General features: G+C 47.3%; 16 protein-coding genes. 15 read left to right on the top strand and 1 reads right to left on the bottom strand.

Annotated elements, in window-relative coordinates:
- The first annotated feature begins 301 nt into the window (after positions 1–301).
- From guaB to EKM75_RS02960, 9 genes are all read left to right on the top strand, one after another.
- Positions 302–1,441 (top strand): IMP dehydrogenase, encoded by a 1,140-nt coding sequence (gene guaB / locus EKM75_RS02920; protein ID WP_125691974.1) that lies wholly within the window; start codon positions 302–304, stop codon positions 1,439–1,441.
- 678 nt (positions 1,442–2,119) lie between these two features.
- Positions 2,120–2,809, top strand: a complete 690-nt coding sequence (locus tag EKM75_RS02925) for a response regulator transcription factor (RefSeq protein WP_125683610.1) — start codon at positions 2,120–2,122, stop codon at positions 2,807–2,809.
- A gap of 87 nt (positions 2,810–2,896) precedes the next feature.
- Entirely contained in the window at positions 2,897–4,072 is a 1,176-nt protein-coding gene (locus EKM75_RS02930; RefSeq protein ID WP_125691976.1) for a sensor histidine kinase, read from the top strand.
- Positions 4,073–4,123: 51 nt separating this feature from the next.
- Positions 4,124–5,452, top strand: a complete 1,329-nt coding sequence (locus EKM75_RS02935) for a serine hydrolase (RefSeq protein WP_125691978.1) — start codon at positions 4,124–4,126, stop codon at positions 5,450–5,452.
- A 312-nt stretch (positions 5,453–5,764) separates the two neighbouring features.
- A complete protein-coding gene (locus EKM75_RS02940; protein WP_225426648.1) occupies positions 5,765–8,872 on the top strand; it encodes a YhgE/Pip domain-containing protein in 3,108 nt (1,035 codons plus the stop codon).
- Positions 8,873–8,965: 93 nt separating this feature from the next.
- Complete coding sequence (locus EKM75_RS02945) at positions 8,966–9,481, top strand: GNAT family N-acetyltransferase (protein ID WP_125691982.1); 516 nt, start codon at positions 8,966–8,968, stop codon at positions 9,479–9,481.
- 198 nt (positions 9,482–9,679) lie between these two features.
- Complete coding sequence (locus tag EKM75_RS02950) at positions 9,680–10,480, top strand: AzlC family ABC transporter permease (RefSeq protein WP_125691984.1); 801 nt, start codon at positions 9,680–9,682, stop codon at positions 10,478–10,480.
- A gap of 17 nt (positions 10,481–10,497) precedes the next feature.
- Entirely contained in the window at positions 10,498–10,845 is a 348-nt protein-coding gene (locus tag EKM75_RS02955; protein WP_125691986.1) for an AzlD domain-containing protein, read from the top strand.
- Positions 10,846–11,150: 305 nt separating this feature from the next.
- Positions 11,151–11,384 (top strand): hypothetical protein, encoded by a 234-nt coding sequence (locus tag EKM75_RS02960; protein WP_125691989.1) that lies wholly within the window; start codon positions 11,151–11,153, stop codon positions 11,382–11,384.
- A gap of 363 nt (positions 11,385–11,747) precedes the next feature.
- Here EKM75_RS02960 and EKM75_RS02965 read toward each other — a convergent pair whose 3' ends face one another.
- The gene (locus EKM75_RS02965) at positions 11,748–12,944 is read right to left on the bottom strand and encodes an SAM-dependent methyltransferase (RefSeq protein ID WP_125691991.1); all 1,197 of its coding nucleotides are present in this window, start codon (positions 12,942–12,944) and stop codon (positions 11,748–11,750) included.
- 206 nt (positions 12,945–13,150) lie between these two features.
- Between EKM75_RS02965 and EKM75_RS02970 the strand changes: the two genes are divergently transcribed.
- From EKM75_RS02970 to EKM75_RS02995, 6 genes are all read left to right on the top strand, one after another.
- Complete coding sequence (locus EKM75_RS02970) at positions 13,151–14,047, top strand: hypothetical protein (RefSeq protein ID WP_125691993.1); 897 nt, start codon at positions 13,151–13,153, stop codon at positions 14,045–14,047.
- A gap of 436 nt (positions 14,048–14,483) precedes the next feature.
- Positions 14,484–15,668 (top strand): ROK family protein, encoded by a 1,185-nt coding sequence (locus EKM75_RS02975; protein ID WP_125691995.1) that lies wholly within the window; start codon positions 14,484–14,486, stop codon positions 15,666–15,668.
- Between the two features lie 218 nt (positions 15,669–15,886).
- Positions 15,887–16,969, top strand: coding sequence for an AI-2E family transporter (locus EKM75_RS02980; protein WP_125691996.1), 1,083 nt, complete (start codon positions 15,887–15,889; stop codon positions 16,967–16,969).
- Positions 16,970–17,584: 615 nt separating this feature from the next.
- On the top strand, positions 17,585–18,277 hold the full coding sequence (locus EKM75_RS02985; RefSeq protein WP_057732225.1) for a 2,3-diphosphoglycerate-dependent phosphoglycerate mutase: 693 nt from the start codon (positions 17,585–17,587) through the stop codon (positions 18,275–18,277).
- 125 nt (positions 18,278–18,402) lie between these two features.
- On the top strand, positions 18,403–18,648 hold the full coding sequence (locus EKM75_RS02990) for a hypothetical protein (RefSeq protein WP_125691998.1): 246 nt from the start codon (positions 18,403–18,405) through the stop codon (positions 18,646–18,648).
- Positions 18,649–18,965: 317 nt separating this feature from the next.
- A complete protein-coding gene (locus EKM75_RS02995; RefSeq protein ID WP_125692000.1) occupies positions 18,966–20,714 on the top strand; it encodes a hypothetical protein in 1,749 nt (582 codons plus the stop codon).
- Positions 20,715–20,726 lie beyond the last annotated feature (12 nt).

The following is a 20,726-nucleotide window of genomic DNA, read 5'->3' on the forward strand; positions in this document are numbered from 1 at the left end:
CCCACGGCAGGCGCCGCTCCTGACTTTTGTAGGCGGCAATTTTGTCGAAGCCAGATATTTTTTAACCAATTAATGATATGACAACTCTAATATAAGGGGCGTTGGAGACTACTCTAACGCCCTTTATATTGGATTGGGTACACAGCGGGAAATGGCGTGGTTGCTTTGAAATTTGCCCAAAACGATGATAGTTCAATGAGAGTCCTTGACCTGACTGGCCTAGACTGGTAAATTAAGAAACAATATCTCCCAGGATTCCTAACCGAGCCTGAGACTGAAAAAAAGAGGAGCGATATCAACCATGTCTAATTGGGACACGAAGTTTGCTAAAGAAGGAATCACTTTTGATGATGTTTTGTTAATACCCGCTGAAAGTCACGTTTTACCGAATGAAGTCGACTTAAGTACCCAATTAGCGCCAAACCTGAAGTTGAACGTTCCATTTCTGAGTGCCTCAATGGATACTGTCACTGAGACCAAGATGGCGACAACCATGGCCCGTAACGGGGGCCTGGGGGTCATCCACAAGAATATGAGCGCCCAGGAACAGGCCAAGATGGTGGCTAACGTCAAGGCTATCGAAAATGATGCCAGTGAATTCCCTCAAGCTGCAGTGGATGACAACAACCACCTGTTGGTTGCTGCTGCCGTTGGGGTAACCTCCGACACCTTTGACCGGGCCGACGCCTTGCTCAAGGCTGGCGCGGACGCCATTATCATTGATACGGCGCACGGGCACTCCGCTGGGGTGATTCGTAAGATTACTGAAATTCGTCAACAATTCCCAGACGCAACGCTGATTGCCGGCAACGTGGCCACGGGTGAAGGTACCCGGGCCCTGTTTGAAGCCGGTGTTGATGTGGTCAAAGTTGGTATCGGCCCTGGTTCTATCTGTACGACGCGGATCGTTGCCGGTGTTGGGGTGCCTCAACTGACAGCAATTTACGATGCCGCAGCCGTTGCCCGTGACTTTGGCAAGCCAATCATCGCCGATGGTGGGATCAAGTATTCTGGTGATATCGTCAAGGCCATTGCGGCCGGCGGTAACGCTGTGATGTTTGGCTCCATGTTCTCCGGGACTGACGAAGCACCTGGCGACATCATTGAAGATGGCGGCAAGAAGTACAAGACGTACCGTGGGATGGGGAGTTTAGCCTCCATGTCACATGGGTCAGCCGACCGGTACTTCCAAGGCGGCGTCAACGAAACCAACAAGTTAGTGCCAGAAGGTATTGAAGCCCGCGTGGAATACAAGGGCAGCGTCAACGACATCATCTTCCAAATGGTTGGTGGCTTACGTTCGGGGATGGGCTACGCGGGTAGTGCCACGATTCAAGACCTGATCAACGACGCCCAATTCGTCCGGATCTCTAACGCCGGTCTGATCGAATCACATCCACACGATGTGCAGATCACGAAGGCAGCACCTAACTACAAGTAAACAGATTTTTTAAATTGCAGGGACTGACCGTTGCTTAACGGTTGGTCCTTTTTTTGTTGGTGCTTTGTTGGCGCCTTGCCGGGCGAGAAAAATAAGCTGGAACGCTGTGAACGCGATTTCGAGCCAAGGAGCGGTCTCGAAACTCGGTTCTGCCTAACCACGGAAGAACGCCGTGCTAAGGCAGTGCCACGGCTGAGCCTATTTTTCTCGCCCTCACGGCTGATACAGATGTACGACTATGTTCAGCGACGATGAACCGGGCGGCCAAGTCAGGGTGAACCTGTGTTGCAGTTGGTGTGATGTCAGCCGTGAGGGCGGGCCTGTAGGTGCTCAGCCATGAAATTTCTCTTAGCTGAGCGGGCTTCTCAGGTTAGAGAAAGGTCGGTCTTTGAGACCGCCCTTTGGCTCAAAGCCGTGCCCATGGCGTTCCAGCACCTACAGGCCCGCCCGGTAAGGCGTAAACAAGGCGCCAACAAAGCGCCAACCCAGTCACAAACCCTAAGTTGGTCAGGAGCGGGTAAATAGTGTAAGATTAAGGAATGGTAAAGTGCCTTACGCCCGACTAAAGGTTCGGGTTTTCGGGCCGCGCTCCGGCGTTTATTTGCTAAAATAGACAGTAAACCTACGGGGAAAGACCGCTAGTGAAGTTGCCTAGCTGTTAAAGGAGATTAGCACACGATGAAAATTTTAGTTGTCGATGACGATAAAGAAATTGCTCAGTTACTTGAAATCTACATTAAAAATGAAGGTTACGAACCCCTGACCGCTTATGACGGTAAGGAAGCGCTGACCAAATTGCACACCACGCCTGATATCTCACTGATGATTTTGGACATTATGATGCCCGAAATGAGTGGAATCGAAGTCATGAAAGAAGTTCGGAAGGACTCACAGATTCCAATTTTGATTCTGTCCGCCAAGACCGGTGACATGGATAAGATTCAGGGGCTGATTTCTGGTGCCGATGATTATGTCACCAAGCCATTTAACCCCTTAGAAGTTATGGCCCGGGTCAAGTCTCTGTTACGGCGGAGCCAAGACCAAGTGACCGACGATGCGCCAGACGTTCTGGACATCGGGACGTTGACGATCAACAAGGATTCCCATGAAGTTAAGACGATTGCCGGCAAGACCATTTCGCTGACGGCGCTGGAATTTGGGATTCTCTACCTACTGGCGAGTCACCCTAACCGGGTCTTTTCAGCCGATGAGATCTTTGAACGCGTTTGGCGTCAAGAAAGCATTGTTTCGGCCAAGACCGTCATGGTCCACGTGAGTCACTTGCGGGACAAGATTGAAGAAGCCACGAACGGCGAAAAGGTTATTCAGACCGTTTGGGGCGTCGGTTACAAGATTGAATCACACTAAGCCAACAAGTTTCGGCTATTGGAGAGGGAAGTTACCATTGGAAAATTTACACACATCCCAATTAAATAGCGGACTGGGGGCCGCCGCATGAAGTTAACGACACGAGAAAAAAGCGCGCTCTTCATGGAAGGTGTCGTGACGGTCATCCTCCTGTTGATGCTGAACCTGGCATTGCTGGTGCTGATCAGTCAGGCTATCGAAAGCAACCCCGGACTGCGTGATGGGATCTTTATCATCAAACGGTCTGTGGTATTTGGCCCCAACCATTTTCAACTATGGAGTTGGGAAAACGTCTTCGTGACCTTCATGGTACTGGCCGACGGGGTCGTTGTTTGGTGGCGCCTGATTCGGCGGTATCACCAGATGCAGTTACACCACATCATTGACGAATTACACTACATTGCCAACGGCCACTTTGACCACCGGATTCCGTTTCGGGTCAGTGGGGACGTGCAACGGGTAGTGGATTCCGTCAACGCTCTAGTGGATTCCGTGATCAATTCAATGGATGAAGAACGGGCCATCGAGAAGTCGAAAGATGAGCTGATCACGAACGTTAGTCATGATATCCGGACGCCATTGACCTCGATTATTGGCTACTTAGGTTTGATTGAAGACCAGCAGTATCACACGAAAGACGATTTGTTAAAATACACGCATACGGCCTTTTTGAAATCGAAACAGATGAAGTCCCTGGTGGATGATTTGTTTGAATACACCAAGGTGCGGCAGACCGATACGCCGTTGAGTCTGAACAACATTGACTTAGCAGCCATGTTGGAACAGCTTGGCGCTAGCTTTGAGCTGGAGGCCCAGAAGAAGGGCATGACGATTGGCTCGACCAGTGAACCAGCGACCCTCATGATGGAGGCTGACCCGGAGAAATTAGTCCGGGTATTTAACAACTTGGTCTCTAATGCGTTGAAGTATGGCGACGGCGGTAAGGAAATCAACCTGAACGCCAAGCGCCTGAGCGACAACGAGTTGGAGGTTCGGGTCACGAACGATGGGCCGAAGATTCCTAAAGAGTCCCTGGCGTTGATCTTCGAACGGTTTTACCGGGTTGAAGAATCGCGTTCCAAGGAAACCGGTGGGACCGGGCTGGGACTCGCCATTGCGCAGAGCATTGTGGCCTTGCACGGCGGCTACATTTTCGTGGAGTCGGACGACGAACTCACCAGCTTTGTGATTCATTTGCCAGTCAAACACGACCACCCGTTGGAGATTCCGCAACGGTTGAAGGGTCCAGTTACGCGCAAGTAAGTCAGCGTCGGTTCACGCCGACACTACATAAGATAGAGGAGTTTTAATTCAATGAAACGATTAAAGCAAGTTGTCATGGGCCTGGTAACGGCGGTTACGCTGTTTGCCGGGGGTATGAGCACGGCCGTGACGGCGCCGGTAACGGCCCAGGCGGCAACGACCAGTAAGACCAGCACGACCGTTAACTTGAAGGCCAAGGCGGGGATTGCCGTTGACGCCAAGACCGGCCAGATTTTGTACGAAAAGAACGGCGACCAAGCGTTACCCGTCGCTTCCATGACGAAGCTGTTGTCCATCTACCTGGTTCTCCAGGCGATTCACAATGGTAAGTTGAAATGGGACCAAAAAATCACTGTCAACAAGGACATTGCTAAGATTGCTCAGAACACCAAGTTGTCCAACGTCCCACTGCGGGCGGGTCACAGCTACACGGTGAAGTCCCTGTACCAGGCGTCATTGATCTACTCCGCTAACGGGGCGATTGAGGCGTTAGGTGGGGCCGTAGCTGGGTCACCACACGCGTTCGTTGACCAGATGAAGGCGCAAGCTAAAAAATTGGGCATGACCGACGTGGCCATTTACAACGCCTGTGGGCTGACCAACAAACAGGTTGGTAACCTGGGGTACGACAACGTGAGTGGTTCCACGGAAAACAAGTGGTCTGCCGCTGACCAAGCTAAGCTGACAGTGGCCTTGTTGAATAAATATCCAGAAGTCTTACAGACGACAAAGATTTCTAAGCAGTGGTTTGAAAAGGGCACCGCTGATGCCACGAAGATGGAAAACTGGAACTGGATGTTGAAAGGTTTATCCGCAGCCTATTCTAAGCTCCACGTTGATGGGTTGAAGACGGGGACGTCCGACGCTGCCGGGGCCAACTTTACTGGGACCGCCAACAACAATGGAAATCGGATCGTGACGGTGGTCTTACACGCCGCTCACAAGTCTGAGACCGACCCATCTCGTTTCAAGCAAACGCAAAAGATGATGTCGTACGTTTACAACAATTTCAAGACGGTCGACGTTAAGGCAGACAGCCAGGTGGCTGGGGCCAAGTCCGTGAAGACGAACGATGCGAAACAACCAACTGCTAAGACGGTGGTGACGCGTGGCGTTAAGCTCTGGATTCGTAACGACCAAGTGGCCAGCAACGTGCAGGCCAAGGCCCAGTTGAAGGGGAATCTGACCAAGAACAACGCCTTGGAAGCACCCGTTTCAAAGAATTCAACTATTGGAACGGCCAACATTTCCTTGAAGGGTGACCAGTTAGGTTTCTTGGGCAATACCAAGACGACGAAGGTACCGTTGAAGGTGACGCAAACCGTTGAGAAAGCCAACATCTTTGTTCGGCTGTGGCGGTCCATCGTCGCGTTATTCTAATTTAGATGGTAGAGTCGCTCACTGATGGTGGGCGATTTTTTAATGCGACAATTGATATGGATCAAGTTGCTTGGTGAGATTATTCAGTTAGTCCCCTTAACTGCTAGATTCCTAATGTAAATTTTATTTTAGGCGAAAAATTAGTGATTAAGACCGGCCGCTAGCGGTTGACGGCGATTTCATTGATTAATGAATGCCGTGTTGTGTTTTTGACAAGTCAAGTAATAGTGTGCGAAGATACTTTTATTATTAGCTGAGAACGCGCAATTTTAAGGATATTTTGAGGATAAAAGGGAGTTGGAATTCGTGAACATGATTAAAGGCGAGTGGAATTACATTCGGCACAACCGGTTGATCTTGATCTCTGTGTTGGCCATTATGTTTATTCCATTCCTCTACTGTATCTTCTTTCTGAAGTCTGTCTGGGATCCATATGGACAGACCGGTTCATTACCCGTTGCGGTCGTCAACCAAGACCAACCAGTGACGTATCAGGGACAGAAGCTAAACGTTGGTGACCAAACGGTGACTAATTTGAAGAAGAACCATCAATTAGGATGGAAGTTTGTCTCCGCGAAGACCGCGGCAGATGGGTTGAAGCATCACAAGTACTACACGGTGATCACTTTCCCTAAGAACTTCTCGGCCAACGCCGCTACGGCGCTGAACGAACATCCTAAGAAGATGACGTTTAGCTACAAGACGAACGGGTCAGCCAACTACATCGCGCAAGTTATGAGTGAAGTGGGTTCATCGCAACTCGACAGTCAGATTCGCTCTAAGGTAACGAAGGCTTACGCCCAAGCTACCTTTAAGCAGATCTACTCTGTTGGTAAGGGGATGGAAAAGGCTGCTACCGGTTCCGCTAAGTTAAAGGACGGAACGGTCACCTTGACTGATGGCCTGAACACCTACACGACCGGGGTTCACACGTTGAACAATGGTCTGCAACAAATGAAGACCTCCGTGGGACCACTGGCGACTGGGATTCAGAAGTTGAACACTGGTGCACAGAAATTGAATTCCGGTCTGGGTGAGTACACAAGTAAAGTTAATACGTATGCTAGTGGGACAAGCAAATACGTCAGTGGAGTTAATCAATTTACTGGCGGTGTTAGCAAGTTGAGTGCTGGTATGCCAAAATTGACTTCCGGTGCTAATCAAGTGGCTGCGGGAACCAAGTCATTGAACTCGGGTGTATATCAGTATGTAAATGGTGTTTACACGCTGAAGACTGGTGTTAAGCAATTAGGCAGCGGAGTTGGTCCATTAGCTAACGGTGTCTCGAAACTTTACACTGGAAGTAAGTCGTTGAATTCTGGCTTGTCGGAACTTAGTGGTAAGTCGAAAGACTTGAACTCTGGTGCAAGTACAGTCGCTGCTGGTGCTTCTAAGCTGAGCCAAGGGGTTAGTTCTGTGAAGTCTGAGCTGAATGGCTTAACGGAACCTAATGCAGCTGGTCAGAGTGTTTCAGATCAAATTGTAGCTGCACAAGCATTAGTTAAAAATATGCAGGCATTGCAAGCTAATCCTGGCCTACAGAACATTGCCTCAGACTTAACGCCAGCTTTGCAAGATTTGACGAAGGCAGAAGTACAATTGAATGCAGCTTTAGCTAATCAAAAGGCTGCTGCCAAGACTCTGAAACAGGATGCATCCCAAGGGCAAACGACCACTAAGAGTAGTGGTTCGACTGATCTCAGCAGTAAAATAAAGGCAGCTCAGTCTACCGCTGCCAAAATTGCCGCTGAAAAGGGCGATAGTGACGGGGTTGGCACTGACACCGCAACGTTGCAAAAGCAATTAGCTGAACTGCAGGATGCTGCGGGCAGTGGGTCGTCTAACACTGTGACGACTAAGTCCAATAGTGATGTTACTGGTGACGCGACAGAGTTAGAACAGGCAACTCAGGCGGTTCAAACAGCAACCGCTGCGTTACAAACAGCACTTGGTAAAGTTATGGCGGGGTTGAATACAACCGGACTTGATGCTACAACTGCACAACAACTTCAAGCTGTTGTTGCCGGGGCAAAGGGCGCCAATCTTACTGATTTGCAAAACAAATTGGGGAGTTTAAAGACGTTAGCCGATAATTCCGGCCAATTATCTGATCTTATCGATGGTGCTAATGAATTAAGCGCCGGTGCTTCGACGTTAAGTAATGGTGTTGGGCAATATACATCAGGTGTTGACTTAGCATTTGCTGGATCAACTCAATTGAACAGTGGGATTTCTAGTTTGAACGCACAAGTTCCTACTTTGCAAAATGGTGTAACTAAGATTGTGAATGGGACTGCTAAGTTAGCCAAGAAGGGAACTACTTTGAAGAGTGGTTCCTCTAAGGTTGCTAGCGGGGCATCTCAAGTCAGTGGTGGTCTTCAAAAGGCAGCTGCTGGGGTTAATCAGTTGACTGCTGGTACACCTAAGCTTGCTGCTGCTGGTAGTAAGCTGCAGGCTGGTACGCCTAAATTGGTGGCTGGTGGTAATCAGCTGAACCAAGGAGCTAGCCAGGTGGCTAGTGGTTTGACCCAACTGAACAGCAAGGTACCAGCATTGACTAGTGGGGTTACCCAACTAGCTGATGGTTCACAAAAGCTGGACGACAACAGTGGCCAGTTGATGAGCGGTGCCAAGAAACTTTCTGATGGGAATGGCACGTTAGCTAAGTCCTTGAAGTCAGGTGCTGATCAGATTCAGGCACAACCATTGACTAACAAGACGGCCGACATGTTTGCCGCACCAACTAAGCTGAAGCATGAAAGCTACAGTTACGTGCCTAACTATGGTCACGCATTGGCACCTTACGTGCTGTCCGTTGCCCTCTACGTTGGGGCCTTGGTCTTCAACTTTGCCTTCCCAATTCGGAAGGTCTCTCGTAAAGACGGGACCGCTACCGGTTGGTTCTTTAGTAAGGTTTCCATTGGTGCCGTTGAAGCATTGGCAATGGGGCTGATTGAACCAGCCTTGATGATGTTAGGTGGTTTGAGTGTTGATCACCCAGGACAAATGATGCTGGTTTCAGTACTCTTTGCCGAGGCGTCGATGTTCATTGTGATGTTCCTGTCGATGTTACTGGATAACCCTGGTCGTTTCATTGCCATGGTGCTCTTGATGCTACAACTTGGTGGTTCCGGTGGGACGTTCCCTATGGAAGTTACCAACCACTTCTACAACGTTGTTCACCCATTCCTGCCAATGACTTACTCAATCCTCGGATTCCGTCAAGCCATTACGTCAGGGATGACGGGCATGGTCGGACAAGCGGTTTGGGTCCTGATTCTGTTTACGATCTTGGCATTGGCACTTCTCTGGCCAACTATGATCTGGTTACAGAAGAAACGCTTGATGGGTATCTCGCAATTGGATAACAACCAAGAGTTACAGGCGGTTGAAGATCCAAACGCCAAGAACCATTCATAAAAACAAGTCCTAAATGAAGCGTCGCGAAGCCACTGGTTTCGCGACGCTTTTTGCGTATAATTGATTTCATAATGAGAAAAGAGGGAATTGCTAATGTCCGTAACCTTTCGTTTAGCCACACCGGCTGACCAACCGAGAATCGTGGCCATCTATAACGAGGCCATTGCCACTAAGCAGAGTACGGCAGACCTCACGCCCATGACGGTGGCGGAACGCCAACCGTGGTTTCGGGAGTTTGATTCTCACCATTTTTCACTCTGGGTCATCGTCCATGAAAATCAGGTCGTTGGTTACGTGGGCCTGGAGCCCTACAGCGACCGTGCAGCGTACAGCCAAACGGCCGAAATTGCCCTCTATTTGGCCGCAGAAGCGCAGGGAATGCACGTGGGCAGTCAGACACTCGACTGGGTGGCTAAAGTCGCTCCTGACCGTCAAATTACGACAATTATTTCTCGCATCTTTGGGCATAACCAGGCGAGCCGCCGATTATTTGAGAAGAAGGGCTATGAACGGTGGGGCCACTTGCCAGCCATCGCTGATATGGCGGGATTTTCAGCGGACTTGGAAGTCTACGGTCGGCATTTCGTGAAATCGAGCGGGGATGAATAGACATGAAAACTGCCTTTGGATTTTCACAAACATTTAATCAAAGCAGACCCAATGCAGGATTACCTTTGCTAAATATCACATCTGTTATATGAAAATAGCCTGAAACATGTTAAAATATCCTCGTGTGGTTTTATGGATGACGGGTCTCACCCGTTAACTCGCTTCATATCTCAGAGTATTCGACGGAGGCAAACATTTTTGAATAAACGACGGCCAAACCCCAAGCAGGTGCCTGACCCCAATGAACCCTTATGGCGGTCGACACTGCGGGTAGCCATGCCCCTTAACTTAAGTTACATCCCAATCGGGCTGGCTTGTGGGATTTTGCTTCACGCGGCAGGGTTCAATACCTTACTGACTGGATTAGTTTCGTTATTGATCTTTTCCGGTGGGGCACAATTTTTAATTGCCACGATGTTGACTATTAATTCCCCTCTACTTTCAATTGTCTTGATGCTATTCTTCTTGGAATTACGGTATGCGTTATTAAGTTCGAGTCTATCCCCTTACTTAAAGGGCCAATCCAACCGCTTTCTATTTATCTTCGCGGTCTCTCTTAACGATGAAAATTACGCCATCAATTACTTAAAATTTGCCACTGATAAAAAGTGGACGGGTAAGGAAGCTCTGATGGTGGAGCATTATTCCTTACTATTTTGGGCAGTCAGCAACGTTATCGGCAGTTTGATCGGTAGCGCCTTGAAGATTGACCTAGGCATCGTCAACTTTGCGTTAACGGCTTTGTTCATCTACATGATTGTGATGCAGATCAAGAACCGACTGACCATTGTGATTTGTTTGATTTCCGGTGTGCTTGCAGCACTGTGCATGATGTTGACTAAGAGTACGTTAGGGTTAGTTATTTCGACCCTGATTGCCTCTCTGATCGGGTTCTTACTTGAGTCAACGTTGCGCAACCGTTTGCCGGATAGCCATTGGTTGTGGCGTTTGCACAGCCCTGGATCAAAGAAATCGGCAGTCGAGAATACGGATAATTAGGACACAGGAGACGCTATATGAGTACAGTTAATACGTGGACCAGTACGCAACACTTTTGGCTAATCATTCTAGGCTTTTTCGTTGCCTTCGTACCGCGCTTTCTTCCCCTGATGTTGTTCACCAAGCGGGCAATTCCCGAATGGTTCAACGAATGGATGAAGTATGTGCCGGTATCGTTATTTACGGCACTGGTGGTCAAGGATATCTTTATCAATAGCGAAAGCTATCAATTCATGTTCACCAAGTTCTCTGAAATGCTTGCAGCCATTATTGTGGTGTTCATTGCGTACAGGACGCGGTCAATGGCACTTTCCGTAGTTGTCGGATTAATTGCTGTTTTCCTGTTGTCGCTGGTTATTGCGTGACTAAATTTAACAAATATGACGAAGGCGGAGCTGCTGGCTCCGTCTTTTTTGAGGCCTTTTTTATTGATAAAGTTATCTTTGAAATTAAGTTAATGATGTTCACCATCTCTGATGGAGGCCAAGCATAACACGTTTTTCCCCCGAGAAACAGGAGAGATGAAAAGCACGCGAATCGGTTTAGGGGCGACGCTACATTGGCAGATTTTTTGAGTAGAATTTTGCGTAGTTATTTAAATCGGAAGACCTTTATCTAGTTCAAAGGATGATGTTGCAGTACATTTGTCGATAGATTAGGGGGCGTCTCTGTGGGACAAGTTATTTCGATTCAGTTTGATGCAGAACTTGATGCGTTACTGACTACGTATACAGAAAATCATGGAATGAGTAAAGCGGCATACATTCAACAAGTTGTGAGTGAAAGACTTGTTGAATGGGAGAGTGAGCTAGTTTTGAGGCAAGCACTGAAAGATTGGCAGGCTGACGGTTTTAGAACGAAATCGTGGCAAGAGACACTACAAGAGTTACATTTAGATGATTAAGAAAAACGAGACAATTTTGAAGGTAAATATGTAGGTGATGATAAGGTTTGGTGCAGTACATTGCGATATAGTTGTCGGTCGGCCGGTACAGAGTCCGGTGGCGGTAGTCTTAGGCGGGGGGGCTTCCGGCCTTAGAGTACGGGTCAATCTTTGAAACTCGTTCTTTGAGGTTCAAAGTTGCCCTGAAGACCGGACCATAGGCTTCAGGTCTACCCCACGGGACGGCGTACCGGCCGACCGACAACGGAATTACACAACCATAATTCAAAACAAAAAGCACCTCTTCAACCAGTGATCAATCCGGTTGAAACGGTGCTTTTAACATTCATATCGAGTGATCCGCGGTCACCCGATCTATTTGGCTTAGTCTGCTACCTTGGCGTGGGTTTCATCGTACATGTAATCACGCGTCATAGGTAACATCCGGGCTGAAGGGCCCTTAGAAATCAAATACTGAATCACGTCAATATTACCAGATTTGAAGGACGCAGCGCAAGCCTGTAGGTAAAGATCCCACATGCGAACGAAACGTTCGTCAAACATCTTGGTAACTTCATCGCGGTGTTCGTTAAAGTTCTTGTCCCAAATTTCGACCGTCTTTTGGTAGTGACGACGAAGGGGTTCCATATCATCGATTTGTAAACCGCTCTCGATGATGTGGGTGGTGTTTTCAATCAAGCCAGGAACGTAGCCACCTGGGAAGATCCATTTGTTCAACCAACCGTTGTTAGCGCCACCTTGTTGACGGGTGATCCCGTGAATCAAGGCAACCCCGTCGCTCATCAGGTACTTTTGAACGCAGTCGAAGTATTGGCCCAAGTTTTCTTGGCCCACGTGTTCAAACATCCCAACGGAGGTGATGTAATCCCACTTTTCGTTGCCTAATTCCCGGTAGTCTTCCAACCGGACTTCAGCAACGTCTTCCAGGCCTTCATCAGCGATACGTTGGTTCACGTAGTCGTATTGTTCCTGACTCAACGTGATCCCGGTAACGTGCAGACCATATTCCTTGGCAGCCGTTAACATCAAGGTTCCCCAGCCACAGCCAATATCAAGTAACGTCTTGCCCGGTTGGGGGTTCAACTTCTTGATGATGTGGTGGACCTTGTTGACTTGGGCCGTGTACAGGTCGTCGTCTGGCGTTTCGAAGTAGGCACAGGAATAAGTCATGGTGTCGTCCAACCAGAGATTGTAGAAGTTATTCCCAATGTCGTAATGGTTTTGAACGTCAGTCTTACTTTCCTTTTCGGTATGCTTTTGTTTAGGCAGGAAGTGGATAAACTTCTTGTTGTGGAAGAAACTGTCGGCGTTTTCGTAAGCGGCCGTCAGTAAGTCTTCAATACTGCCATCGATCTCGATCTTACCGTCCATGATGGCTTCCCCCAGCGCAATGGATGCGTTGCGAGAAATTTCCTTAATTGGAATGGCCTCATGAATTGTGATGGTGACTTCGGGAGTGCCAGTCCCATATACATCAGATGATCCGTCCCAATAGTTAACGCGAACGGGGATGTTAAAGGTGTGACTCAGAAACGTTTTGTAAAAAGTTTTTTCAAGCATGTCTGGAGTCCTTTCCGGTTTCGGTGTCAATGACAGAGAAACAAAATTACTTAGCCATTATACGCCAATTACCCCCCTTAACGTAAGGGTGACGACTTAATGTAAGCGATTAACCTTTACTTTTGGTGAGAGTATTTTCAAATGTAGGCGGACACCGGGTCAGCATGGTATAATGAAAGTACAATTAACCAGCGGAGGTCTTCATTTTGAAAAAATGGGTATGGGTCGTGGCAACAATCGTGGTGGCACTGCTGATTGGTGGTTACGCATATTCGAATCATCATGCGACAGCCAAAGAGTACCAGGCGGCAATGGCCAACGGGCGGACAGCCATTCAAAGTAAACACTACACGCAAGCGGAAAGTTACTTCCAGAACGCTTTAAAGCGTCGGTTGAACGATAAGACCGCACAGACGTATTTGACACAGACACAACGGTACGTGGCCGCTGATAGCGCCATGGATTCCTTGAAGTTTGATAACGCTGAGAAGCACTACCAAGACGTCAAGGGCATGACCGGTGGGTCCAAGGTCTTAGTTACCAGAGCCAAGGCGGCGTACAAGAACGTCAAAGTGGTTCGCAATAACGCTAAGCAATTTAAGAAGATTTTGAGTAAAGCCCAGGGTGAGAACAAAGCCTTGAACTACGGGCAATCGAACACGACGTTGGATGAATTATTCACGAACACTAAGTTCAAGCAGAAGTACTACAAGGACATCTACGCTCAGGCGTTGGCTCTACGTAAGGCCAACAATGCTGGTCAAACGAGTCAAGTGACGTCCGATGCAACGACGGATGCGTCGTCCAGCAACCAAAGCGGTAGTGATACAGCTACTAGCAGTTCCAGTGCTGGCTTGACGTCTGCTGAACAGGCTGCGGCGAACAACTACTCTGGTACCAACGAGTACACCGTGACGAAGAAGCAAAAGGAATTGAACGGTAAGGTAATTACGGCCGGGCAGATTAGTAGTGCCCGGAAGACTATCAACGCAGCTGGGGGCCAGGCAAACGCCATGAGTGATCAGGACGTGCGGGTCGCGTTACAATCAGCTAGCAAGAAGGGCATGTCTTTAACTAAGTACGCCCAACAATATTTGAAATAGAGTCAGCGATAGACGCCACATCAGTTAACGCAGTTTAGCTGGTGCGGGCGTCTATTTTTAGTCAAAACTTACCTTTTTGAACGAAACAGTCCCGGAACTTAACCCGATTGGTAAGTTAGCAAACAAATAGTTTCGGTGGGTGTATAATTAATTTGGTTGGTGGATTAGTTATTTTAATGACATAAACCCCACAGTGACGCTGGTTTCCCGGACATTCAACGTTTAAACCAGTAAAAAAGTTCACGAGTCATTATTTATAACAAATTGGTATGGTTGGCTTACTATAGACTTAGAATCAGAATCTACAAAGGGGGTGGGTAACACGGCCCCCGAAAAATAGCGGGTGAGCACCAATCTTGGGGGATGGGCGACCTAATAACTGATTTGATTCCCGAATCACCAAAGCTATTTGGGGGAGCAGTGTTACCAGAAAATTATGATTATCAACAAACACATCATGCGTACAACCAATGAGAAACAGGTTTTGCAGCAGATCGTGAATGCTGGGCCAATTTCTCGTAGTCAAATTTCAAGAAATCTCTGTCTGAATAAGGTGACGGTCTCTGACATTTATAGTCAATTACTCAGTGAAGGGTTGATCCGTGAGGTTGGTCACGGGGTCAGCACCCGGAACGGTGGTAGAAAACCAGTTATGGCATTACTAAACGTGGGGTATGGTTATGTCATTAGTATTAACATTTTGCGGTCACGCTTCTCGATGATTACCTGTCGGTTAGATGGGCGGTCTGAGAATTATCAAAGTGTGTCGACCCGCGACGTTGATCTGACGACCGTGTTGGACATGATCGACGAACGAATCGCGGCCACCATTGCGGCCAGCGAGACTAAGCTATTGGGTATCTCGTTTGGGCTGGACGGTGTCATTTACGACAACCAGATTCTGGGTGCCTCACTGAAGGGCTTTAAGAACTTTGATTTAGCGAAATACTTCAGTGACAAGTTCCAGGTACCGGTCGTGTTGGAAAACTTGGCGAACGAGTCCGCTATCTACGAGCGTGACTTCTCCGGCAAGGGCGTTTACAACAACCTGATTTCCGTAACGATTCGGGATCAGGTCTCCGCCGGCATCATTACCGAGGGTCACCTGTACCGTGGCCATAACGGCGAGGCCGGTAACATCGGTTCCTGCCCATTGGCGGACCGTTATGAGGAAAAGACGTCGGACACCGTCAACCATTACGTGGCGGAGCGGCCGGTCCTTCAGAAAATTATGGCGTACCAGAAACTCGACCGGGTCGACGTGAACCGAATCCGGCGTGACTACCTGGGGCATCGGCCAGAGTTGTTGGCAATTCTTGATGAATTTGCCTTCTACCTGGCGAAAGTGTTGGGCAACCTGTCCAATACCTTTGCGCCGGACGCCATCGTGGTCAACGCACCAATCTTGGAACTCCTGCCAGAAATCATGGATAAGGTGCGGACTTACGTGGACAGCATGGCCATCATGCGTAAGGCACCGATGATTTTAACGAAGAACGCGAAGGAAGCCTCCCTGATGGGTGGGGCCTCCGCTATCATCCACAAGGCTTTGGCCTTAGACGACCTGCAACTGACGTTTGGCAATCAGCGGTCGGCGGTTCTAGAAGAAGTTGAATCTTAAAATAAGAGAATGAGCAGAATGCTCGCATGAATGAGAAAATGGGGAAGCTGAGTCCGTTGGGACTGAGCTTCTTTTTTGGTGACTGGCCTCAAAATTAGCTGACCGAGGCGGCTAAGAATGATGGTTGGCAAACACGCTGGGTTGCCTGACAAAAATACTAGGGAATCTGACCCCTTAGGGTATAATGAGGGTATTGAGGAACAGAGGGAGGACCACAAGTGAGTTTATGGCAACGCTTCGTTGAAAACGTCCAGCTCCGGCGATTTACGGTGCTGGCACTATTGATATTTGTCCTATGGTTGATTCGGTCGGAAATGAACATGATTCTATTGACGTTCATTTTTACTTTTCTGGTGCTACAGCTGGTTAAGGCGATTCGTAAGGTGGTTAAATTGCCGCCTGCGCTGATTGTGACGGTGACCTACGTGTTAGTCATTGGTGGCCTGTACTGGGCGGTAACGACCTATCTGCCGCAGATTATGACGTCGTCGATCCACGGGGTCGAGAACTTGTATAAGTTCTACCAGAAACCGGGGAACGATAATAACGAGATCATTCGTTACGTGACCAATTACATTAACAATACCAACTTCATGAGCCAGCTCCAGAGTGGGGCCAAGATTGTCTTGACCTACATCTCAACGATTGGGTCGTTTGGGGTCACGCTGTTCATGTCGATGATCCTGAGTTTCTTCTTCACCATCGAGAGCAAACAGATGACGGCGTTCTCCAAGCGCTTCCTGACGAGTACGTACGGCTGGTTCTTTGAAGATATCAATTTCTTTGCAACTAAATTCGTGAATACGTTTGGGGTTGTGCTGGAAGCGCAGTTCTTCATTGCCCTGTGCAACACGGTGATTACGACGGTGGTGCTGGCAATTATGGGGATGCCTCAGTTGCCGACGTTGGCCATCATGATCTTTATCCTGAGCCTGATTCCTGTGGCCGGGGTCATCGTGTCCATCGTCCCGTTGTCAATTCTGGGGTACTCAGTTGGTGGCTTCCGCTACGTGGTCTACATTTTGGTTATGATGGTGGTCGTTCACGCGTTAGAAGCCTATGTGCTGAATCCCAAATTCATGTCGAGTCGAACGGAACTGCCCATCTTCTACACCTTCGTGGTGCTGTTGGCGGGGGAACAACTCTTTGGCGTTTGGGGTCTGATCGTTGGGGTCCCAATCTTTACGTTCTTCCTGGATATCCTGGGGGTACGGCCGGTGCATGGGCTGCACCAGGCACCGCATGTCGATGTTAAAAAGCTCAAGGAGTATCGGCGGAACCATAGTAACGACGAACATTAGTCGTTGCGTGGGATGGCCGCCTGTGGCCGCCAGGGATGGTGCTACTGCTGTGGGGACCGGAGCAAGCCTGAGGAGCGGTCTTGCTCCTCGACTTGAAACCTCGGGAGGTCACCGAGTTTCCAAGCTCGTCCCGTGGCCTAACCTCGGGAGGTCGCCGAGGCAATGCCACCGTCACATCCGGTCACCATCCCTAGCGACCTCCGGCTACGTTAGTGGGGTGGAGTGATACTAGCGTTGTGCCGGTGCTGTTGCGACTGTGGGTTGGTCGTACAAGTGGTTTAACTTTTAGAAATTTAAATAACTTGAACGGGTTTGGGACAAAAGTCTCAAACCCTTTTTTGTGCTCTGAACGTAAATAGTCGAAACGTGCGACAAAAGGCAGTCAATTCCGCTTAGCCCCGATAGACAAACAATCCAAGACCGGGATTATTCGTCTGTCGACGTTAATGCTCATTGACTAACCGCCTTGTGGCTCACTCTCGTTTCTTAGCAGTTGTTAATTAATTCCAAGAAGAAAGCGGATACATGAAAATGCCGCGACAATTAGGCTGAAATTTGCCGGTAGATGGTGTAAAATAAGACGAATAATACAAGAAAAGAAAGAGGTCATAAGTGATGGCAAAATTAGTATTGATTCGCCACGGCCAAAGTGAATGGAACTTAGCTAACAAGTTCACTGGCTGGGTTGACGTTGATTTAAGCGAAAAGGGTGTCGAAGAAGCCAAGGCTGCTGGTCAAAAGATCAAGGAATCTGGCATGAAGTTCGACTACGCTTACACGTCAGTTCTGAAGCGGGCAATCAAGACGTTACACTACGTCTTGGAAGAATCTGACCAACTTTGGATTCCAGAAACCAAGACTTGGCGTTTGAACGAACGTCACTACGGTGCTTTACAAGGCCTGAACAAGAAGGAAACCGCTGAGAAGTACGGTGATGACCAAGTTCACATCTGGCGTCGTTCATACGATGTTTTGCCTCCACTTTTGGATGCAGATGCTGAAGGTTCAGCTGTTAAGGACCCACGTTACGCTAACTTGGACCCTAACATCGTACCCGGTGGTGAAAACTTGAAGGTTACCCTGGAACGCGTTATGCCTTTCTGGGAAGACCAAATCGCACCTAAGTTACTTGACGGCAAGAACGTTATCATCGCTGCCCACGGTAACTCATTACGTGCTTTAAGCAAGTACATCGAACGGATCTCCGACGATGACATCATGAACCTCGAAATGGCTACTGGTGAACCAGTTGTCTACGACTTTGATGACAAGTTAAACATGACTAACAAGACGAAGTTGGGTAAGTAATTACCTGATTGACTCAGAGCCGCCTCGTTTGTGGGGGCGGCTTTTTCGTGGAAAAAAATGTCACTAGCGGTCACTAGAGGGGCCGCTGTTGACCGAAAATTTAGCATAGAGAAAAGAGATTGGCATTGGCAGATAAAGAAGTAACGCAACTTGAAAAGATGAAGATTATTGGTTTGTTCCGCAAAGAAGGTTTCACTGGCGAGTACGAAAGCTTCCAACGCGTCAGTGGCACTGATCGGGAATTCTTCGTTGTCATGAGCAATGAACAGGGTATCAAGGCACTGTTTCGGGCTAGCTTGATGTTGAACGCCGTGGAGTTCCAGTATGTATTGGATGACAAGCATGTGTTTGTGACGGAAAAAGCTGAATAGTCAATGTAAGGTGGTTGGCTCTTATCAATGGAGTTAACCCAAAAAAGAAACTAAAATCATCGTTCTGGCATTGAACATCCTCAAGCTGGTCTCCACTAGGAGAAAGTGGTTCGAGAATCAAGAGCATGGAAAGGTTTCGTGTCTTATTTTTGTTCTACAGAGGCTAGTTATGTCGCAGCCTTCATCATAGAACCAAAACACTAGGGGATAAAGTTCCTCTAGTGTTTTTTTTGAAACTAATATCGGCTATAATTACATGTAAAAGGATAATAAACTAAATTGATTAGTGGATGATAAAAATATTGTGGGGGCGCTTCATGAATAAAGAAGTTATTGAACGAAGTGCAATTAGCTCATTAAACAACAAGCTCGGTAGGATGCACGTCAAAGCTGAAATCGATTTCAACGATAAAACGCCAGTGGAGGATGGTGCTGTTTTCTTATATAGTTCGGATAAAGATGCAGAATACGCCGTAAAGGATTTGGCAGGTCGAATGCCGGTTCAGGTTAAGGGAACAACCCGTGCTCCCAAAGATAAGATGACTTATTCAGCAACTAGAAAGATGTTAGATGGAATTAGACGATATGGTGGATTGTTTCTTTTTGTTGTTTTTGTGGATAGTGTGGATGATACAAAGAACAAAATTTACTTCCGAGAATTGTCTAAATTAGTTGTTGATAGGATTTTGAGAAATATGCATGGAAAGAATTCTAAAAGTATTTGGGTACACGAGTTTCCAAAGGATAACCATGAGGCACTTTTGCAGTTGTGCAGATCAGCCGACCAGATTGAGAGACAAGGAACAACATTAAATGTTGAAGCGGATGATAGGCCTAAGCAACTTCAACTACGAACATATGGTGATGAAAAATTAGAAGATGTTTTAAAACGATCGGATGTCACAATGTACAAGGTGGTTGACGGAACACCTATCCCATACTCAACAATTGATCCAGATACTGTGGAAGTTTATGGACTACAATCAGCCAGAATTAGGTTCAAAGAGGAATCGGAAGAATTTATTTCCGAAGTTAAGGGTCGTAAGGGGTATCTTGAAATTAATACAGGTGTAGAAAATAAAATTCAGATTATCATCAAAGACAACAAGGTTACTGTAACCTTTCATGATTCGGATGATTTTACTACACAGGTAAGAAATACAAATACATTAATAACGTTTTTGGATACTAAAGGTACTTTCTTCTTAAATGACCATGAAGAATACTTTGGATGGAATAAAGATGATCCAGATGTTACAAAACTACGAAAAACAATGATTGAACTTCGAGATAGGCTTCAAATCGTCAGGATATTGGAGAGAGAGACACATCTTCCTTTTTTTATGAAGAATCCTCCTGAAGATGTTAACAAGCTTCTACATGCTGTGATATACAAATATAAGCATCCTAATAAAAAGGAACATGGTGTATACCGGGTCGTGGCAGATGGGAAAGTGTTCTATCTTATGATTATTCCAGTGAAGGATCAGAATAGGAAGGTAATAATACGAAGCATTTTTCAGAAGGCTACGATCGATTCTTTATCGATGGTTTATAATCACAGCGGAGTTAAGTTTAAAATGAATCCTTATACGTATGGTGATGATCCAATTGAAGAGATTGGTGATTACGATCCCAAACTAGTACAGACATGGTTTGAAGAAACTGGAGTCAATTCAGATGTTGAGGAAAGGTACGCAAACGATTATAGTTTTCAATTACTTCGTGCTTATGAAAAAACTCAGAATAATAGTTTCCGGGATCTGGCGATTTATATAACCAAGATGACTTTTGAGTATGATTCCGATGAAAATGTTTCATTTTTGAACTATATGCAAGCGCTTAAGAGACGCGATAGAGTTAGCCTTTCTAAGATGAAGAGGTTATTTGAGATATCGAAAGACGGAGAATCCCGTGAGCGTTTTGCAGCTAAGCTACTGTTAGAGGCATCGGATGAAGATGTTTTAGAAGCATGGGGTGAAGTTGACGATATTGAAAAGAAGCAATTACAAAAATTCCCGATCTTTGATTTTGTTAAGGGCAGTTTACGTCAAAAGATAAGTTAAACTTATATAAAG

The organism is Levilactobacillus tongjiangensis (assembly GCF_003946345.1).
Lineage (GTDB): Bacteria > Bacillota > Bacilli > Lactobacillales > Lactobacillaceae > Levilactobacillus > Levilactobacillus tongjiangensis.

Bases quoted from the DNA above. Each gene is read 5' to 3' on its own strand.
- EKM75_RS02975 (WP_125691995.1), top strand. From the start codon at position 14,484: ATGATTATCAACAAACACATCATGCGTACAACCAATGAGAAACAGGTT.
- EKM75_RS02935 (WP_125691978.1), top strand. From the start codon at position 4,124: ATGAAACGATTAAAGCAAGTTGTCATGGGCCTGGTAACGGCGGTTACG.
- EKM75_RS02925 (WP_125683610.1), top strand. From the start codon at position 2,120: ATGAAAATTTTAGTTGTCGATGACGATAAAGAAATTGCTCAGTTACTT.
- EKM75_RS02955 (WP_125691986.1), top strand. From the start codon at position 10,498: ATGAGTACAGTTAATACGTGGACCAGTACGCAACACTTTTGGCTAATC.
- EKM75_RS02945 (WP_125691982.1), top strand. From the start codon at position 8,966: ATGTCCGTAACCTTTCGTTTAGCCACACCGGCTGACCAACCGAGAATC.
- guaB (WP_125691974.1), top strand. From the start codon at position 302: ATGTCTAATTGGGACACGAAGTTTGCTAAAGAAGGAATCACTTTTGAT.
- EKM75_RS02985 (WP_057732225.1), top strand. From the start codon at position 17,585: ATGGCAAAATTAGTATTGATTCGCCACGGCCAAAGTGAATGGAACTTA.
- EKM75_RS02965 (WP_125691991.1), bottom strand. From the start codon at position 12,944: ATGCTTGAAAAAACTTTTTACAAAACGTTTCTGAGTCACACCTTTAAC.
- EKM75_RS02930 (WP_125691976.1), top strand. From the start codon at position 2,897: ATGAAGTTAACGACACGAGAAAAAAGCGCGCTCTTCATGGAAGGTGTC.
- EKM75_RS02940 (WP_225426648.1), top strand. From the start codon at position 5,765: ATGATTAAAGGCGAGTGGAATTACATTCGGCACAACCGGTTGATCTTG.
- EKM75_RS02995 (WP_125692000.1), top strand. From the start codon at position 18,966: ATGAATAAAGAAGTTATTGAACGAAGTGCAATTAGCTCATTAAACAAC.